This window comes from Bacteriovorax sp. BAL6_X, assembly GCF_000443995.1.
GTDB lineage: Bacteria > Bdellovibrionota > Bacteriovoracia > Bacteriovoracales > Bacteriovoracaceae > Halobacteriovorax_A.
This window is the reverse complement of sequence record NZ_AUMC01000010.1, coordinates 20,750-39,548: the sequence shown is the minus strand read 5'-3', so window position 1 is coordinate 39,548 and position 18,799 is coordinate 20,750. Positions and strand designations below refer to the sequence as shown.

The following is an 18,799-nucleotide window of genomic DNA, read 5'->3' as shown; positions in this document are numbered from 1 at the left end:
TTAACTACAATTTAAGTCGCTTATTGGTGGCATAAATTTCCATACGTGCATGATGAACAGTGTGGAATTCTTTTTCCGACTAAGTCAGTAAGGTTTCTCCATGTCGCAAATAGGTCACTCTCAAGATCTGCTACTGAAACTTCCTCTTCAATTACGCATTTTTGGTCGAGTGCGAGGACCTTTAACTTAATTTTTTCAGTAACTTGCTCACCAACTAATACTAGACCAAGTGCATAGGTCTTTAACTGAAAGAAATATGATCGCAACTTATCATCATCTATTAATCCTGACTTAAAGTCCCAAATTTCAACTACCTGACCATTTTGATAAACTAGGCCATCAATAATTCCTGTTATCATTTGACCAAAGAAAGAAAATTTTATTTGGTGTTCACTTAAAATTTTATCATGAGATGTTTTCTTAATTTCATCTCCTACCCAACCGACAATTTCAACTTCATTACTATTATTGAATTTTAGATCACGACCTTTAATTAAATTTTCGACTAAAAAGTGTAATCGATTTCCACGATCAACATCAGAGATACCTTGAGTATGTGGTAGATCAATTTCTTTTTCTTTTGCAAACTCTTTAAGATCATCTTCTAGTTTTAACACTTGATTTAAGTAAAATTTCCTAGAGCAAAGAGCAAGTTCCGATAACTTTGTAACTGAAAGTTCAGAGATTAGGCCAATATCCACTCTATTTTCAATATTCTTAATTCCTAAAGGATCTAGAAAATAAATTGGTGGTCTCGTAGTTTCAGTAACAGTGTATTCTAAATCGAAGTTCTCAAGAGAAACTGCCTTCATTTGATAATTTCGAAGTGGGACAATCCAACTATTATCTGAGTGCTTAACATCATCACCATTAATACTAATATCAAAATATTCAATATTTTCTACGGCCCTAGTGCAAGCAACATAGAAAAGTCTTTTCGATTCTGAAAATTCTTTTTGTTTCTTTATTAACTTCTCTAAAATTAAGTTAGGTGATGAGTTTAATTTCTTACTATTGATATCAGCACTCCAAGATAGTGCACCAGGAAGTGCACCAAACTTTGATTTATCCACAACAGTACGCCCATTTGTGTGAATACCACCTAAAACAATCGTATCAAACTCTAATCCTTTAGAAGCGTGAGTCGTCATAATTCTCACTTTTGGTTGAGAAAGATAAGAGAAGCTTGCACTATAGGAGTCTTTTTCTAGAGATTTAAGAATTTTATATATTTGATCAATATCCCCTTTTGCACCACCAATAATTCCATTAATTTTTTCGGAGTTATTTTTGTAAGCAGAACTTGATAGGCCTAGGTCAAAAACAAATGACCAAAACGCGTATTCAATATTACTATTGAGATAAGTATCTTTCACCTTAATCAAGTCTAATATATCCATACTTTGATATGATTCATAGTAGTGGCCACAAACCCCTTCAATTATGAAATTATAATATCGAGCTATTGCTTTAAGCCTTTTTTCGTCAGCACCTTCCTTAACACCTTCTATTAAGAAATTCACAAATGCCTTAAATATAATAACAAGTGGATCTTCCCCGTACGGAATTTTAACTTGGGCCACAAATGGAATTGACGCCGACATAAGATTAGAAATTAGCTGTTTCGAGGGCGCAAGAGTACGATACAATATACATATCTCTTCACTAGGATTTTCACTTTGCTTACGTTTAATTAACTCACAAATTGCAGAGGCTTCAATATTATCATATACAGTGGAAGACTTCTTTTCTAATTCAAGCTCTAGATCTACTTTGTGACACTTCACAGTTCCTAAACCTGCTTCTTTTACATCTGGGTAGCTTTGATAATCCACTTTCACACTATACTTATCATGACCTTGATACTTTTCCCCTAGGCCAAAAATTGTTTCAAAGAACTGGTTATTAAAGTTTACGACCGTTTCTTCAGAACGATAGTTATTAGACATATAGAGATTCTGAGGAATTACTCGTTCTGTTTGGTTAAAGACTGCAATTTCTCCACCTCTAAATCCGTAAATGGCCTGTTTTCGATCTCCAACACACATTAAGCGATTAAATTCTTCACCAATAACATGTTTTATAATCTGATACTGTCCGGGAGAGGTATCCTGATACTCATCAACAATAATATAATCAAAATTTTCTTGGCATAGCCTACGCGATTCTTCGCTCTCCTCTAACGACTTAAGAGTTAAGTATTCAATATCTGAAAAATCAATTCCAGGGTAATTATAATAATGTTCTTCAATATAATTAAATAACTCTTTATATAGAGTTAGCCACTCACGGTATATTTCTTTATGCTCAAAGAAGGCATCGTAGTTTTCAGATTCCTTATCATAGAACTTTAATAGAGAGTTACATTGATCAATAAGCTCTCCAACCTCTAACGGTATTCCTTTCGATTTTCGAGGCTTATTAGACTTATAGATTTCACAAAAACGTTTTATATTTTCCCAACTATAATTTTTAGACAAGAAAAAAGATTCAGATGCATTAAGGTGCTTCCACCAAGCTTTCTTGCTATGCTCATCAGAGTATGTATCGCTTGAATAGTGGTTACTAAAGACTTCATTACAACCAAGTAGACCTAATATATTATCGAAATATTCACCCTCATTGAATGAGACATCACTTACATCGATACTTGACCATTCATACCTTAGTTCAGGGCTTGCAAATACAAATTGCATCGAACTTACAAGCGCATCAATATTCTTTAAGAATATTTCAATCTTTTGTTCTTTCAAGTTACGTGCGAACCATTGTTTGGTTAGTTCTTCAATTTTTACATTTATTTTGAAACGATCAACAATATCAAGATTGGCCGGTGCTCCAAAAATATAACCACGTTTAATTAATTTCAAACAAAAACTATGAATAGTTGAAATACCAAGTGACTCAAGAGCTTCATCAATTATTTTTTTCTTAGTGCTATCATTCACACTTGAGAAGCGATCAAACATACGAGACTGTAACTCTCCGGCCGCTTCTTTTGTAAACGTCATCACTACAATCTTAGAGAGGTATGACTTAAGCTGTCCTAAAATGTCAGTATTACCAGCTTCGAAAAGAGCATCGTATTTCTTCTCAATTAAATATGCTAAGTGTTCAATAATAACTCTAGTCTTACCAGAACCTGCTCCAGCATTAAGAAGTACACCACCATTATGCATAACTGCTTTTTCTTGTTCTGAATTTAATTGAATGGCCATTATTTATCTCCACCTTTTGCACAAATTGGATTTGCAACGCAGAAGGTACATATACTAGAGTTCAGGGGATTTGCCGGCCATGACTCGGCTTTTCTCATTGAAACCATTGTTTCACTCATAAACTCATTAAACTCTTCTTTATTATAACTTTCTATTCTATTTGTTCTTGAATGGAATTCATTAAAAAACTTTTCTTCACCTAGAAATATTGAATCTTTTAAATTTTCAAGACAAAGGTAGCCTCCACCTTTTAAGTGGTGCTCTATGCCCCAAGCCTCAAAATAGGCAAGAAGCTGAATTTTTCGAAATTCATTAATATCTGTTTTTGACGGAATAGCACCTCCAGATGTCTTGAAGTCATAAATATAATAATCACTTCCATCTTTAATAACTAAGTCGATTGATCCCTTATAGCTTTCGTTTACTTTTGAGATATCTCTTTCAAAAAAGAACTCTACATTTTTTTCATTTTTAATCTCAAGTAGTTTATAAATAATTCCACTACAGTAAGATTCAACAGAGAGCTTTAAGCTTTCTATATCAATTTTTTCGGGAAGTAGTGACTTCTCATCAATAAATCGTTTGAAGGTATTAGAAATTAGCTCCTTAAGTATTCCTCGATCATAATGTTCATGTAATTCTAAGTACGACTCGATAACACTGTGATTAATTGTTCCAATATAGCGACGATCAATAAAGGCCGAAGAAGAAACATCGAGATCAACACGTTGGGCGTACTTTAGATGCCATTTTTTTGGACAATCAATATATGTCTGAATAAAAGATGGTGATAGTTTCTCAGGGACAGTAGCTTTTTGGTCATAAACCGTTTCAAAACTCTTTCTTTTACTTCCATCCATGTGTTCTGGGTTTAGTTCAACACCCTCAAATAAGTTTTCAGCTATCGAACTCCCATGAGTTAAACCTTCTTCTAATATTAAGCTTCCACCACTCTTTATAAATCGCCTAATTTGATTTCTTAAAATTACAATATCAAGATTCTTACTTTGTAGAGGGCCAAACGCACTAAAAATAACAAGCACGTCATTTGAAAATCGTTGAGAAGAACTTAAGGCACCTAAGTCATCTTTAGAAATATAAAGGTATTGTTGATCAGCATTCTCAAATGTTAATAAATTATCTCTTGTTCCAATTGTACCGGTATCAGTCATTGAAATATTTACGACAGATGTTCTTGGAAGATTTAATCCTAGAACTTCTTTTAAAAGCTTCAAGTCAGCGTTATAGATATTTTCATTCACTGTAGCCTTCTCACTAAAACTAATCACTTCTTTCTTGAAAGCTAGAATCGTTTTAAAGAGCATAAAGCCATTTTCATTCATATGAGATAGAGCAAGCTTATCGAGGAAAGTAATTAGTTCCTCTGCCGTTAGATGACCTTTGTTTAAATTAAGCTGTTCTTGAACTTTTGAAGTAAGTTGATCAACACTAGTAAAGAATAGTGCAAAGTCAGTTTTAAACCTTTTTTGCGCAAGAAGAATTGAGTTCACTTGAGTTAAGTCTAAACCATTAGAAAAACTTAAAATTTGTTTTTCACCTGAGATTAAATCACTTAAATATTCAGCACTTCTTCCAGAAGGTATTGAAATATATTCACTAGATATCCACTCTAACTCTTCTGCCTCTTTTGCTTGTTCAAGCTCAATCCAGTTCGGCCAAAAGATTTTATTATCACATTGATTAAAAACAGATTTCTCAAATGGGACAAAAACACTGGCCACTTTTCCCATCCCTTTTAACATATCAATCTGGTTTGCATTAAGGTGGTCAAAACCAATAAATATATAACCCACATTCTCTTGCGGCCTAAAGCTTTCACTCACTAATTGATAAGATTTTTGTTCATCAACAATATGAAATGTTTCAAGGTAAGTATGAAATCTCATTAAACCTGAAATACAATCTTTTTCAAGTGTGGCCAACTGACTCAACTCTTCGATAAGAGCGCCACTTAAGTCAAATGAGCGAACTTCGGTAAATAGTTCAAAACAAAAGTGAAACTTCTCATAATCATCATTGACGGCAGATTTCCAAAATGTCCAAAGATCAACCATAAGCTCAGACTTTGACAACTTAGCTTGTTCATCAGTTAAACTAATATGATCCGATAGAAACTTAGCAACAGTAATGGTTTCACTATTCTTCGCATGTCCTTTACGAATAAGATAATCGCGATACAAGTCTGAACGCTGCGGCGAAGGACAAATAATTTGCCAGTTATCAATATTTTCATTTTCTACAAATAACTCATCAAAATGATTTTTATATAAATAGAGGTTTAACACGTAATATTAGCCTTTTTAAATGACACTTTAAGTAAAAAACGATATATACAAAAGCGCCTACAAGGAGAATTTTACTGTGATTAAAGAAAGCCGTCTATTCAACTTCATTAATAAAGAGAAAACCTTCGCAATTTCTTTTCTAGAAGGTCAAAAAGTTATCCATGATCTAGCACTTATTCACAGTGTCAATAATCAGGGTTTCGGATTCTTTAGAGATTGTACTCTTTCAATTCTTCCTATAATTAATTTTTTAAAGCCTCAAGAAAATATGGGAATCTTTATTGATTCTGAAAACCCTTACTTTCGCTTTAAGCTAGAGATGAACCAGGCCGGTTTTTTTAGAACTCTAATTCTTCCAGAAGATCTTCCGGCCGTACCAGAGAAAATTAGTGGCAAGCTTAGAACAGCAAAACAATTTCCATATAGTAAAACTCCATATACGAGTATTATCAATGTCGATAATCGCTCTATCAAAGAGCTTATGAATGACTTCTTTGATAAATCTTATCAGATGAAGTCTCAAGTTATTATCAGTGATGACAGTGATCAGGTTATACTTCTCACTAAGCTTCCCGAAGTAAATGTTGATAAAGAAGAGATCGTTGAGTCTGTAAGCTTAAAAGATTATATCAAGCAAAACAAAGAGAACTTCGATAATATTTTCAAACAAGCTCTAAATGAGGATAATGAAATTCAAAAAGCTTTTGAAGAACTCGATTTTGATTTTTTAAAATCAACTGAAATTAAATTTAAGTGTAACTGCTCAAGAGACCGTATGGTCACAGGTGTAGCAGGAGTTGTTCGCTCTAGTGGTTTTGCTGATGTATTTCACAATGATGCTTCAATTGAAACTAAGTGTGATTACTGTAAAACAGCATATCTAATCACAAAAGATGAAGTAAATAGTATTTTAAATCTACACTAAAACGGAAGAGTCGTTTCTTCTGATCGCCAGAAGAAGCGGCCGTTTAAATCCGACTCAAGATAAATTCCACAAAAATTTTCAGCAAGTGCACCATCGGCCCAAACAGGAGACATCAATTGTGATTTCTTATTTGAAGCAATCGGAATTGATTTCCATTTCTTATTAACCTTTCGCCAATCAATAGCCTTTGGAGATACCGAGCTTACAACAATTAAGTAGTCGTTTGTTGTACTAACCTTCTTTCTTACCTGAGCTAAGAAATTATTAAGGTAAGACATATATTTTGCAAACTCCTTTGCATCCTGTTTTTTTAAGATCTCATAAAGATCGTAATCAACAATGTTTACAAATCGACGATTTGAATCATTCATTGAATCAAAGATATGCTCAAAAAGATTCATCGTATTTGAAAAACATTTACCACCACGACAAGACTGGTCTTTGTATATTTCACCAATCTTATACTCAGCTGACTTTTGAAAATGAAAAGACTTTGCTTCATTTACAGTTTTTGCACCTGAAATGAATAAACGAGTATTTTGATAAAAATTTGCATTACACTTATTTATCTTTCCTAAGTTCGGTGCCTTCCCTCGATAGATGACCGAGTTACTATATCCAGAATTAACAAACACATCCCAAAGACTCTTTCTTTGATATTTATCGCATGTTTGATTAGCCAAACCATAACCGTTAATTTGGGCCAGTAGCTGATCCTCAATACTTGGAGTAATTGTCATCATATTATATGACCACATTTTTCCAAAACAGGCGAAGTTTTCTAACTCAGTCTTGGCCGTATAATTTAGATTTTTAAAATGCAGATAACCCATGTGTTCTTCACTTAAACCGGGTATTTGAATAAAGATTAGGTTTTGTGGATAGTTATTAAATGAATGCTTCTTTAAGTTAATCGTATTAACTCTCGAACATGAAAAAAATATTCCGAGAAGTAATAAAAATATTAAGTTTTTTTTATCGTACATCATAATTTCCGACTCATTAAATAGGGATTCTTATGATATATTATCATATATATAAGATTGAAATTATTAAAATTAATATTCATGTTTAAAAAGTAAGCGAGGGAAGAAATGAATCAAACTCTTGATGCTGCCACGCGAGAAATATTTTGGAATATTCCATTCTCGTTTAAGGTTGTCATGTACATCCTATTTTTTGCGGCAGTCTTTGTTATGTTCAAAGGTCTGTATCAAAAAATTCAATTTATCACTGGAAAGAAAGGTGTTGATGCCATTAAAGGCCTAAAAGACCTTCTGCCAGAAAAACTAAACTGGGGAGCATTCTTTAAGACAATGCTTCTAACAGGTAAAGTTCCACGTTTTAGAAATGTTGCACTTTTTCACGGCCTAATCTTTTGGGGATTTGTTATCCTTTGGATTGCCACGGACTTAGTTGCCATTCACGCAGATACTCCTTTTAAAATTTATAAAGGACCTGTTTATATCGTTATCTCTTTCCTAGCTGATATGGCAGGACTTATGGTTCTTGCAGGAATCGGACTTGCTTACAAAAGAAGATATATTGATAAACCTGATTACCTACAAGCAACGAGACCAAAGCAAGAGTTATTTATGTACGCTATGCTAATTTGTCTTGTTGTTCTTGGTTACTTAATTGAAGGTGTAAGGATTATGGGAACTGGTATGCCTGTTGGTGAAGCAACTTGGTCGCCGGTTGGTTGGTTCCTTGCAACAATCTTTTCAGCAATCCCACTTTCAGAACAAACTTGGGCGTACTCATATCGCGCAATGTGGATGGTTCACATGGCAAATACAATGTTATTTGTTGCTGCTTGTGGAACAACAAAGTTCTCACATATCTTCGTACTTCCATTTGCTGCTCTAGTAACTCCACCAAGACGTGGTGCTGTTCTTGAGCCAATGAACTTTGAAGATGAAACAGCTGAAACTTTCGGTCTAGGTAAAATCTCCGAGCTTACTCTTAAGAACAAACTTGACCTTCTTGCATGTGTTGAGTGTGGACGTTGTACACAAGTATGTCCTGCAAATCTTGCGGAGCGACCTCTAGACCCTAAGAAAATCATTACAAAAGCTCGTGACCTTGCTTTTGAAACAGCGGCCAAAGGCGAAACTGATGCAGACTTCTGGGAAAATACAACTTACTCTTCAATCGAGCTAGACTCATGTACGACATGTGGTGCTTGTATGGAAGAGTGTCCAGCAAATATTGAGCACGTTGATATTATTATGGGTGCTAAAAGATACAAAACTCTAACCCTTGGTGAAATTCCTGCAGATGCTGCAACAGCAGTTCAAAAAGTTCAAATTAACGGAAACCCTTGGGGTATCTCTCAAGATGATCGCTTCAAGTGGGCCGATGGTCTTGATGTACCAGTAATCGAAGCAGGCAAGAAAGTTGATTACCTTTACTATGTTGGTTGTGCCGGTTCATACGATGCCTCTAACCAAAAAGTTGTTCAAGATACAGTTAAGCTTCTAAAGAAAGCAGGTGTATCATTTGCCGTTATGGGGAAAACAGAAAAATGTAATGGTGACCCAATCAGACGCTTTGGAGATGAATACTCATTCTTTGAAATTGCGATTGAGAATATTGCTAATATGAGACAATACGACTTCGATAAAGTAGTAACTCACTGTCCACACTGTCTTCATACAATTGGCAAGGAATATGCTAAATTTGATGATGGTGACTTTACAACAGTTCACCACACTGAACTTCTTGCAGACCTACTACGTTCTGGAAAATTAAAGCCAGAAAAGAAAGTTGAAGAAAATCTTACTTTCCACGATCCATGTTACTTAGGTCGTCACCACGGTGAATACAATGCTCCTAGAGAAATTCTTCAGGCAGCTGGTGTTGAGATCAAAGAAATGGATAAGAAAGAAGATACTGCCCTATGCTGCGGAATGGGCGGTGGAAATATGTGGTATGAAGTTGAAGCTGGTACAGATTTAGCTGCTGGACGCCTAGAGCATGTAGGTGAAAAGAAAGTTGATAAATTAGCTACGGCCTGCTCTTTCTGTATGATAAACTTTAAGGGTGGAATTAGCGAAAAAACAGGTACTGAAAACCTTGAGATTGAAGACGTTGCTTCAATCCTTGCAAAAACTATCGATTAAATCAATTATACTAGGCTCAGTTCTAGCTGGGCCTAGCTTTTTTCAAAATCAAATACTTGCCCAAACCACTCAAGAAAATCAAACCAGCCTATTAGAAACATTTGAAGAAAAGTTAAATACTTTTCAAAATGAGATTAATGACAAAATTCTTAACCCTCCAAGTGATAAGGTAGTTTTTAGACAAAACTTTAAAGATGAAGAGGCCATTGAGTTATCAAAGAGGCAATTAAATGCAATCATTCTTTATAGTGAACAAGATTTTACAGAATTATTTCATGTGAATAAGTGCTCAATATATACCCTATTAAAAAATCGTCTAATTAGAATCAACAATCGACCTCTTTTAAATGTAGAAACAACAATTACATCAGGGAGCTCTACTTCAACGGCCCTCGTTCCAATTGATGCCTTCTTGGCGCATTATTATAAGAGCAATTGCCGACTCTCATTTAAGCAATCTCGTCTATTTGAAAAAGGACTATTGAAGGATACTTTCAAAAAGTTAACTCCTAAATTTCCAAAAAATCAAACTCAGTGTCTTAATCAATACAAGGACTTAAAGAGTAACATCAATCTTGACCATATCTGTAGTGCCCCCTACACAATTAAATTAGCAGATAACCTCTCACAAAGATTAAGAGATAATTCACTTAGTATTTCAGAGCGAAGCTATATTAACTCTCTAAGACGACAATCTAAGACCTATACTGATGAGATTAGCGAAAGAGACATTTTATATTTTAAGAATTTTTGTAGTAACTTAAGTCGTGAAGAATTATTTTGTAAAAACTATTCTAAGCAAGATTTTTGGTCATTAATTATAAATAAACAAAAGTCTCCTGATTACATTGAAGTGCGCTGCCGTAATATTTTATCAAAAAACTCAGAAGAAGATAAATTGTCAGAACTAGATTATTTAAAATGTATTTCACTTTTACGAAAAGAACCAAATCGTTGTATGACTCAGGGGCCAGCAATAGGATCAGTCCTCTACCCAATGCCTAGTTGTCATGAGATCTCTGAAACATTAAAGCTTTCGAGACTAAAGAATAATTTCAATGACTGCCCAAGAAATATTGGTAATTTTGCTATCGTAAATGGTTCACGAGTGATTAAGCATTTTGCAACTAATGATATTAAGAGCAAAGACTGCGTTTTCCCATCATACGAGAAAATCTACGGCCTATATCTTGAATCAGATGAAGAAGAAAAGTGGCCACTTCGTATTTGCTATAGTTCTAACAATGGGAAAAAGTGTCTACCTTTTATTCCTGGAAATTCAAAAGAAAATTACAATGCTTTAAATATGGTTGTTGCAAATGCACTATTTCAAACAAAAATAATCTCAAGCAGAATTAAGTGTGAACAAGTTTCTAAAAAGCAATATAACCCGCTTCGCCTTAAGTATAAGGCAGGATGCTGGATTGTTCCACAAGAGCTTGCCTGTCGTTCTGAAAGTTGTAAATACGATGTGATGATTGATAACCGTAAGGCACTTGAGATCTGGAGTGAAGGCTCACTTACCTTTGACTACTTTAAGACAAAGTATAACTCATCTGATGCTGACATTCACAGTAGAATTCTATCTGTTTTGAATATTAAAGAACAAGAAATCAATTCACTTACTTCTTTAAAGTTCTTTTTAGATAACAAAAAGAATGGAATTATTCACGGCCAAGGATGTGCAGAGGATATTTACCCTTCTCACTATCAACTCAGAAAGATCGGGGTTTGTACACCAATGCCATTTATTATTGATGGATACAGTGAAATTAATAATAACACTTACCTAAGCTTTAGAAGTGCCATGGATGATATTAACTCTCCTCGCTCAGTATTGTGGGCGAATGCCTTTACTGCTCTTTCTAGGTATTCAACATTGAGCCCTCTAAAGAATTGGGAGTTATATGGCCTTTACTAATTTCACAAAACTCGTTACTTCATCACTTCTTGCGATAAGTGTGTTTTCGAAGTCAGCACTACTTGAGTTATCCACGAGGCAAAACGTTCACAATCTAAAATATGACGATTTAAATGGAATTACTTTCTACTTAAAAGGAAAGAATGCAATAGCATACTCAGCAAAGAATCGCGCCAACACAGTCTTAGAAAAGAAAACGGATAGTGAATTTGATGTTATTAAGGCATCTGATGATCTCTATATCATTAGCGTTAAAGGTGAACACTACAAAGACTTTTCATACATCTCTGAATCAGAAATATATTTTTATCATATCAAAAAGAATCAATTAGACTTCGTTGGAAAAGGTAGCTACCCAAAATTTCATCATAAAAGTAATTATATCTCTTACACAAAAGAAGACGAAAGTAAGTTATATATTGAAGTCGTAAATATAAAAAACAATCTCGATCGATTTTCAATTCCGCTAATAACAAAAGATATACTTCACCAGAGTGAAGTAGAGATATTTGATGATAGTCTTATCTATTACACAGACAAGAATCTTGAATTTAAAATCAATCTTAATATTTTTAATAATCGTTCTAAGAAAAATTATCTTCTTCACCAGTTCGATAAAGCAAATCAGGTAATCAGCCTAGCGAGTTCCGACAATAAAGTATTCATCCTCGAATCATCTGGTGGTAAGAATCCATATATGGATTTAACAGAGTTAGAAAAAGGAAGAGTAGATTTTACAAAAAGAACTCCACTTATAAACACTCAGTCAGGACCGGCCTTCAATTTAAACATTCTAAATAATGAGCTATTCTTTATTTTGACATTAAAAAGTGAGAACTCTAACCTCTTTAATCAAAGAGAGATTGTGTCTTTCAACCTAGAAGATAAGAAGCTCTACCAAAGAACTGATTTGAACTATATTTCAAATATTGTGCTTCATAATAAATCAATCTTAGTTCCTTATAAGGACAAGATCTACTTGTTAAAGAATAAGGAAGGGAAATTTAGTATCAATAAAGAGATTAAATCAAAACTATGAGATTACTAATCATATTACTTATCACATTCAAAATTTTTGCATCTGAACCAACACAACAAGAGCTTAAATTTTCACCAAGTCTTAGTCCGATGCTTAAGAATTTGGTAACAGAGCTTTATCTTAATAGTAAGATAAACCAAGAGTATATTATTGGACTTAGTAAGAATCTGACCTCACCTCTTGATAATGATTTTATCGAGTTAATGATTCTAAACACTATCTTAAATACAAAGTTGAATAAACAGTATGAGCATGTAAATATCTCTCAAGCACTCTACAATGAGCTTGATCAGAATATTAAATCCATCGAAGCTAATTTTCCATTTTCAAAAACAATATCTGCGAAGATTTTAAAAGATATTGGTGAGTTATTAACAAATAGAAATTTAAGAGAGTACAACGCTTATATTAAAAATAGAGATTTAAAAATTTCACCAGAATTAAAGGTCTTCATGAACCGAATTAGCTATCTACAATATTGGATTGATACGCTAAGGAAGCCAAGTTCAATTCGTAATGCAACACTATTAAAGACAAACCTAGAAATTCTCAACTCCCTAAATCGTAATTTAAGTATTACGGCCGCAACTTACAAAAAAGATAATGATATCTCTTATATCTCGATAAATGACATTGATCTGATCAAGGCCAGAAGACAAGTTGATAAGCTTCTCTTTAACAACGCGCCTAGCAAAGACCCTGATTACAAGGCCCCTCAAGAGCTGCCAGAGCCCGTCGAAAACTGGGAGTAAGATTAAAGGTGGCGTGTACTTTTTGGGGATTTCAACTATTTACCCATCTATTTTTAAAAGAAATAACGTGTATCCTATGATATATAATTTCAATTAGTTAAATCGAAAAAAGGAAGAAATTGTGACAAAAAATTTCGATGAGCTACCTAAAACATATAGCTCTAATGATGTAGAAAAGAAGTGGTATCAAAAATGGGAAAATGAAAAGTATTTTACTCCTAAAGCAGGAAAGACTGGTGAGTCTTTTTGCGTCATTATGCCACCTCCAAACGTCACAGGAATTCTTCACGCAGGTCACGCTCTTGATATCACAACTCAAGACGCCCTTATTCGTTTTAAAAGAATGAAAGGTTACGAAACCCTCTTCCTTCCAGGAATGGATCACGCAGGTATTGCAACTCAATCAAAAGTTGAAGAGCTAATCTGGAATGAAGAAAAGAAAACTAAGCATGACTACTCTCGTGAAGACTTCTTAAAGAAGATCTGGGAATGGAAAGAACAATATGGTGGCGTAATCGCTAACCAACAAAGAGTAATGGGAGCAAGCTGTGATTGGGACTACTCAATGTTCACAATGGATCCGGAAGCAAACGAAGCCGTAAGACGCGCTTTCGTTACTCTCTACAATGAAGGTTTAATTTATCAATCAGACTATATCGTTAACTGGGACCCAAAACTTCAATCAGCGATTTCTGATGCAGAAGTTGATCACAAAGAAGTTAACGGTGCCTTCTATCATATTCTCTACTCTGTTAAAGATAGTGATATCAAATTAGAAGTTGCTACAACGAGACCAGAAACACTACTTGGTGATACGGCCGTTGCAGTTAACCCAAATGACGAAAGATTTGCTCACCTAATTGGTAAGAAAGCAATCGTTCCACTTTGCAACCGTGAAGTTCCAATTGTTGGTGACGAACACGTTGATATTGAAAAAGGTACAGGTTGCCTAAAAGTTACTCCAGGTCACGACTTCAATGACTTTGAAATTGGAAAGAGACATAATCTTGAAATCATCAATATCCTTAATCTAGATGGAACTCTAAATGAGCACGGTCTTGAGTGGCAAGGCCTACCTTGTAAAAAGGCTCGTAAGGGTGTTATTGAAAAGCTTAAAGAGCTTGAACTATTCGTTAAAGAAGAAAAGCACGTGCACCAAGTTGGTCACGGAGAGAGATCAGGTGTTGTTATTGAACCAATGATCTCAAAGCAATGGTTTGTAAATGTTCACGATATGGCAGCAGAGGCCGTAGCAAAAGTTGAGGATGATACAACTCGTTTCTATCCGAAAGGATGGGAGAATACTTACTTTGCTTGGCTACGTGAACCAAAGAACTGGTGTGTTTCTCGCCAACTTCTATGGGGACATAGAATTCCAGTATTTACATGTAACTCTTGTGAAAACCAATGGGCAGATGAAGCTCTTGAGCCTGAATCATGTCCAAAGTGTAGCGCAAAAGATTACACGCAAGATCCTGATGTTCTTGATACATGGTTCTCATCAGGGCTATGGCCAATGTCGACACTTGGTTGGCCAAATGAAGAGAGAATGAAAGAGCGCGGTTTTGATAAGTTCTATCCGACTTCAGTACTAATCACTGGCTTTGATATTATCTTCTTCTGGGTTGCTAGAATGATGATGATGGGAACTAAGTTTTCAAACCAAGTACCATTCGATAAGGTTTATATCCACGCAATCGTTAGAGATAAGCTAGGGCGCAAAATGAGTAAGTCTCTTGGTAACGGTATTGATCCACTTGAGATGGTTGAGCAATATGGAGCAGATGCTTTCCGCTTCACTCTTGCTGCCGGTTCAGGTTACAACCGTGCCATCAACCTAGACCCAGAAAGAATAGCTGGTTATAGAAACTTTATTAATAAGATTTGGAATGCTTTCCGTTTCATCTCTCCGTTCTTAGATCTTGCTCAAAAAGAGCTTCCATCAAACCTTGATGATCAAGAGAAATGGATTCTATCAGAGCTGAACGATGCAACAAAAATTGTGAATGAATCTCTCGATTCTTTCCGCTACGATGATGCTTGTTCTGAAGTTTACTCTTTTGTCTACGATAAGTTCTGTTCTTGGTTTATCGAACTTTCAAAGAATACTCTTAACGGTGAAGACGAAATATCTAAAGTACAAAGAGCAACAGTTCTAAAATATTGTTTTAGAAAGATTACTGCCCTTCTTCACCCTATTACTCCTTTTATAACAGAAGAGCTTTGGGGTTATTTAAAAGAAGACAGTGAAGACCTACTAATCTCAGCAGACTACCCTGAGTATGATGCTGCACTTAACTTCCCTAGTGAACAAGTTAAGATGAATAAATTTATTGAAGTTGTTTCAGGAATTCGTTTCCTTAGACAATCAGTAAATATAAAACCGAAGGATGAAGTTGAGGTAGTTCTTCTAACTGACGATAAAGAGGCATCTTCTTACTTTGCAGACAATATGGCCGGTATGCAAGATTTAGCTCGTGCAAAAGATGTATCAATAGCAGCAAAGACTAGCGAAAACCCAAAGAAGTGTATCATGAAGGCAACGACTCACACTGATATCTTCTTAAAGCTTGATGGTGTGATTGATCTTGATGCGCAAATCAAGCGACTTGAGAAAGATTTCGATAAAACTCAAAAAGAATTTGATAAGATTGGAAAAAAACTTAATAACGAAAAATTTATGGCAAACGCACCAGAGGAAGTAGTTGTTGAAGTAAAACAAAAAGCAAGTGACTTTGAAGAAAAACTAAACTCACTTAAAGAACAAATTGAACAATTCAAATCATAAAAAAAGGGCCCTATGATTAGGGCCTTTTTTATATCTCAAAATAAAAATATTCTTCTTGATAAATCTCACCATTAAACTCGAAGGGTGACTCTTTTAAAACTTTTCCTCCATTTTCAATAAAGAATCCTTTTGAAGGATTTTCTTTAAAGGTACAAAGGTAAAAACAATCATATCCTCGATTTTTAAAGTCTTTAATTACAGCTTCGAATAGCTTTTGTCCCATGCCAGACTTCTGATACTTTTTTAATATATAAAAGTCATAGATTTCACCTGGAATACCATGTTCATGCTCACGAGCTGGCCCATAATCAATAAAACCAACCACATCACCATCTGGTGCATGAAAGACAAGAGTTCCCCCCTCCGTGGGCCTTCGAGGAATTTTTCGTTCCCAAACTTGTTGTACATCTGAATACTTTAAAGAATAGAGATAATCTTTAGAGAGAATGCCTTTGTAATTTTCCCAAAAGCAATCAACATAGATTCTGGCCAATGACTTGATATCATCCACTTCCACAGGAACGATTTCAAAAGGAGCAAATGTGAGATCTTTTGCGGCCACCATAGAAATATTTTAGCAATATTATAGCGGCCTCGCAAACATGTCTTTTTTAGAACTATGGAACTAGTCTAAGTGACTGATAATTAAGTATATAATCTTCTAGATCCGGAAAAGTTTTTAGCTGAATTAATTCGTTAATTCCGTATGATAAAAGCGTTGATCCACTAAAACAAAGACGACCAATTGTCTCAGGCATATGCTTCCATTCAGGAATTGTCTGCTCTTCATCACCAACTAAGAAGGCTACTTGGCCACGATTACGGCCCATTTGTGCTGTTGCAAGTGATTTAGTAATCACAGCATCAAACTCATCAATACGACGACGAAGAATATTTGAAGATTCACTAAATAAACTTATTCTTTTACTTACCTTAACTCCATCATAAGCCTCTAGTGCTTCACTTGGAATATACCCATGTAGTTTCAAAGTCGGTAAACACTCCGCTAGAAAATTCATCCTTTCTACAAATTCGACATCATATTTATGTGGATAATTAATAAATATATTTGAGATTTTCTTATGTGTAAAAGTGTGATCAATATTAGAGCATTTGAAATCACCTTCTACTGCCTTTAAAGCACTCACTTTCTTTTCATCTAAGTAGTCTCCACTATACTCTGGTAATGATACTTGATAAAAAAAACTTTTTGGTCCACCTTGTAAACCTATCTTCACATTTGCTCTAAAAGCTAGCCCAAGAACTGCCGAGTACATATCATTTACATAATCAATATAGTAATCTGTATTAAAGACTTCGTGTAGATTTGCTGCAAACTTATGGGCCGCAAACATTGATTCCGTTTCTTTCTTTGAAATGGAATAGGCCCAACTTCTTTCAGGTAACCAAAAATCATCTATCCGAGTTACATCTGTATAAACAATTGCTACTTGATTATCCTCATGCTCTTTAAGAATGGCATTCACTACAGGTAAGATCGAAGCGAATTCTGCTTCATCACCTTTAATCCTGAGTAGGAACTTCTTCACTTGGAGCCCTCTCTTTAATTCTTAATTCACAGTAAATTACTGTAAAGAAAACAACAGCAAGTGGAAGAAAGAATAGGTTTAAGATTGGAACAGAAATAAGGATCATAAATCCAACTCCACCTAGTAAATAAGGTAGAAAACCAGATTTTACATCCCCTATGCACTCCGCAAAAGTTAGGTTATTTCTAGACCAAGAATAATCAATAAATGAAATCGCAAGGATCAGTCCTCCGAGAACAAATGTAATCGGAGGAAAGAAAAACCCAATACCAATATTGATAATAGATAGAATTACAATCACACCAATTTTTTTAAGTTCATTCATGAGAATACTAGGTAGTCTTTTTAAAGTCTGAGCAAGTGTATCACTCGTATCTTTTTGTAATTTATAAATCATCTCAACTCGCGAGCTGAGCATATCATTAAAAGGAGAAGCAATAACTGAGACCACAATAAAGAATGTCCAGTTAATAATGACCCCTAGAAGAATAATTAAAACTCCAGAAAAGACAGTACTCACCCAGCCCTGATCAGGGTACTTCTCATTGATATAACCATGTCCCCAAGTCGAGACTTCACTAAAGGCATAGTGCCCTAGTGAATAATAAAGTATAAAACCAATTAAGACCGGACAAAGAGCGATCAAGATAATTTTCTTGTCTGACTTAAGAATATTCATTGAACGAAAAAAGAAATATGGAAGTTTTCCAATCATTTTGACTCCATTAATTTTGAACTGGGAATTTAAAAGCTTTCAATTTTGAAAAGTCTCTTAAAGTTGCCTTTGTCGGAATGGCCTTCACAATACTTTTTAAATTCTGCCAGTCTAAGTACCTATCCATTATATCCGACTCCACATGATTTTTTTCAATGAAGTCAATTTTACCTTTGGCCTTATTGACCATCCCACTCGCTCCATTAAGATTGTCATCTTCATGGTGGTAAAGTGCTGTTGCAAGTTGAATCACAACCCAATACACATAACGCGCATTGTCTCCAATGGAATCCATCCAAAGGTCTTCAACAACCTCATGACACATCCAGTAATGACCTGTATTAAATAAGTTAAGCCCCTCTTGGATTAGTTCAAGATGCTCAGTAGTAAATTGTCCAAAGTAATAATCATTCATAGTAGATTAAGTCTAATTCATCTCATTCTCTTAGACATGATGCAA

General features: G+C 34.8%; 13 protein-coding genes. 6 read left to right on the top strand and 7 right to left on the bottom strand.

What is annotated here, in order from left to right; all coding sequences use genetic code 11:
* Positions 1-20 precede the first annotated feature (20 nt).
* The gene (locus M902_RS10700) at positions 21-3,218 is read right to left on the bottom strand and encodes an exodeoxyribonuclease V subunit beta (RefSeq protein WP_021267922.1); all 3,198 of its coding nucleotides are present in this window, start codon (positions 3,216-3,218) and stop codon (positions 21-23) included.
* The gene (locus M902_RS10695) at positions 3,218-5,524 is read right to left on the bottom strand and encodes a PD-(D/E)XK nuclease family protein (protein ID WP_021267862.1); all 2,307 of its coding nucleotides are present in this window, start codon (positions 5,522-5,524) and stop codon (positions 3,218-3,220) included. The genes M902_RS10700 and M902_RS10695 overlap by 1 nt, the downstream gene beginning before the upstream one ends.
* Before the next feature lie 76 nt (positions 5,525-5,600).
* On the opposite strand from M902_RS10695, the gene M902_RS10690 reads away from it, so the two are divergent.
* The gene (locus M902_RS10690; RefSeq protein WP_021268249.1) at positions 5,601-6,449 is read left to right on the top strand and encodes an Hsp33 family molecular chaperone HslO; all 849 of its coding nucleotides are present in this window, start codon (positions 5,601-5,603) and stop codon (positions 6,447-6,449) included.
* Here the strand turns inward: M902_RS10690 and M902_RS10685 are convergent.
* Complete coding sequence (locus tag M902_RS10685) at positions 6,446-7,438, bottom strand: hypothetical protein (protein ID WP_021267998.1); 993 nt, start codon at positions 7,436-7,438, stop codon at positions 6,446-6,448. The genes M902_RS10690 and M902_RS10685 overlap by 4 nt on opposite strands.
* A gap of 105 nt (positions 7,439-7,543) precedes the next feature.
* On the opposite strand from M902_RS10685, the gene M902_RS10680 reads away from it, so the two are divergent.
* The 5 genes from M902_RS10680 to M902_RS10660 all read left to right on the top strand — a co-directional run bounded on the left by M902_RS10680 (position 7,544) and on the right by M902_RS10660 (position 16,074).
* Positions 7,544-9,574 (top strand): (Fe-S)-binding protein, encoded by a 2,031-nt coding sequence (locus M902_RS10680; protein ID WP_021268325.1) that lies wholly within the window; start codon positions 7,544-7,546, stop codon positions 9,572-9,574.
* Positions 9,534-11,495 (top strand): hypothetical protein, encoded by a 1,962-nt coding sequence (locus M902_RS10675; protein ID WP_156979815.1) that lies wholly within the window; start codon positions 9,534-9,536, stop codon positions 11,493-11,495. Before M902_RS10680 ends, M902_RS10675 begins: the two co-directional genes overlap by 41 nt.
* The gene (locus M902_RS10670) at positions 11,482-12,534 is read left to right on the top strand and encodes a hypothetical protein (protein ID WP_021268403.1); all 1,053 of its coding nucleotides are present in this window, start codon (positions 11,482-11,484) and stop codon (positions 12,532-12,534) included. Before M902_RS10675 ends, M902_RS10670 begins: the two co-directional genes overlap by 14 nt.
* Complete coding sequence (locus M902_RS10665; RefSeq protein ID WP_021268509.1) at positions 12,531-13,286, top strand: hypothetical protein; 756 nt, start codon at positions 12,531-12,533, stop codon at positions 13,284-13,286. Before M902_RS10670 ends, M902_RS10665 begins: the two co-directional genes overlap by 4 nt.
* A 121-nt stretch (positions 13,287-13,407) precedes the next feature.
* The gene (locus M902_RS10660) at positions 13,408-16,074 is read left to right on the top strand and encodes a valine--tRNA ligase (protein ID WP_021267810.1); all 2,667 of its coding nucleotides are present in this window, start codon (positions 13,408-13,410) and stop codon (positions 16,072-16,074) included.
* Positions 16,075-16,102: 28 nt separating this feature from the next.
* Here M902_RS10660 and M902_RS10655 read toward each other — a convergent pair whose 3' ends face one another.
* Genes M902_RS10655 through M902_RS10640 form a run of 4 tightly spaced genes read right to left on the bottom strand, consistent with a single transcriptional unit; the run spans position 16,103 to position 18,754 of the window.
* The gene (locus M902_RS10655; protein WP_021268136.1) at positions 16,103-16,639 is read right to left on the bottom strand and encodes a GNAT family N-acetyltransferase; all 537 of its coding nucleotides are present in this window, start codon (positions 16,637-16,639) and stop codon (positions 16,103-16,105) included.
* A 52-nt stretch (positions 16,640-16,691) separates the two neighbouring features.
* Complete coding sequence (locus tag M902_RS10650; protein WP_021267913.1) at positions 16,692-17,624, bottom strand: hypothetical protein; 933 nt, start codon at positions 17,622-17,624, stop codon at positions 16,692-16,694.
* Entirely contained in the window at positions 17,599-18,339 is a 741-nt protein-coding gene (locus tag M902_RS10645) for an EI24 domain-containing protein (protein ID WP_021268580.1), read from the bottom strand. The genes M902_RS10650 and M902_RS10645 overlap by 26 nt, the downstream gene beginning before the upstream one ends.
* A gap of 10 nt (positions 18,340-18,349) precedes the next feature.
* A complete protein-coding gene (locus M902_RS10640) occupies positions 18,350-18,754 on the bottom strand; it encodes a DUF309 domain-containing protein (protein ID WP_021268377.1) in 405 nt (134 codons plus the stop codon).
* Positions 18,755-18,799 lie beyond the last annotated feature (45 nt).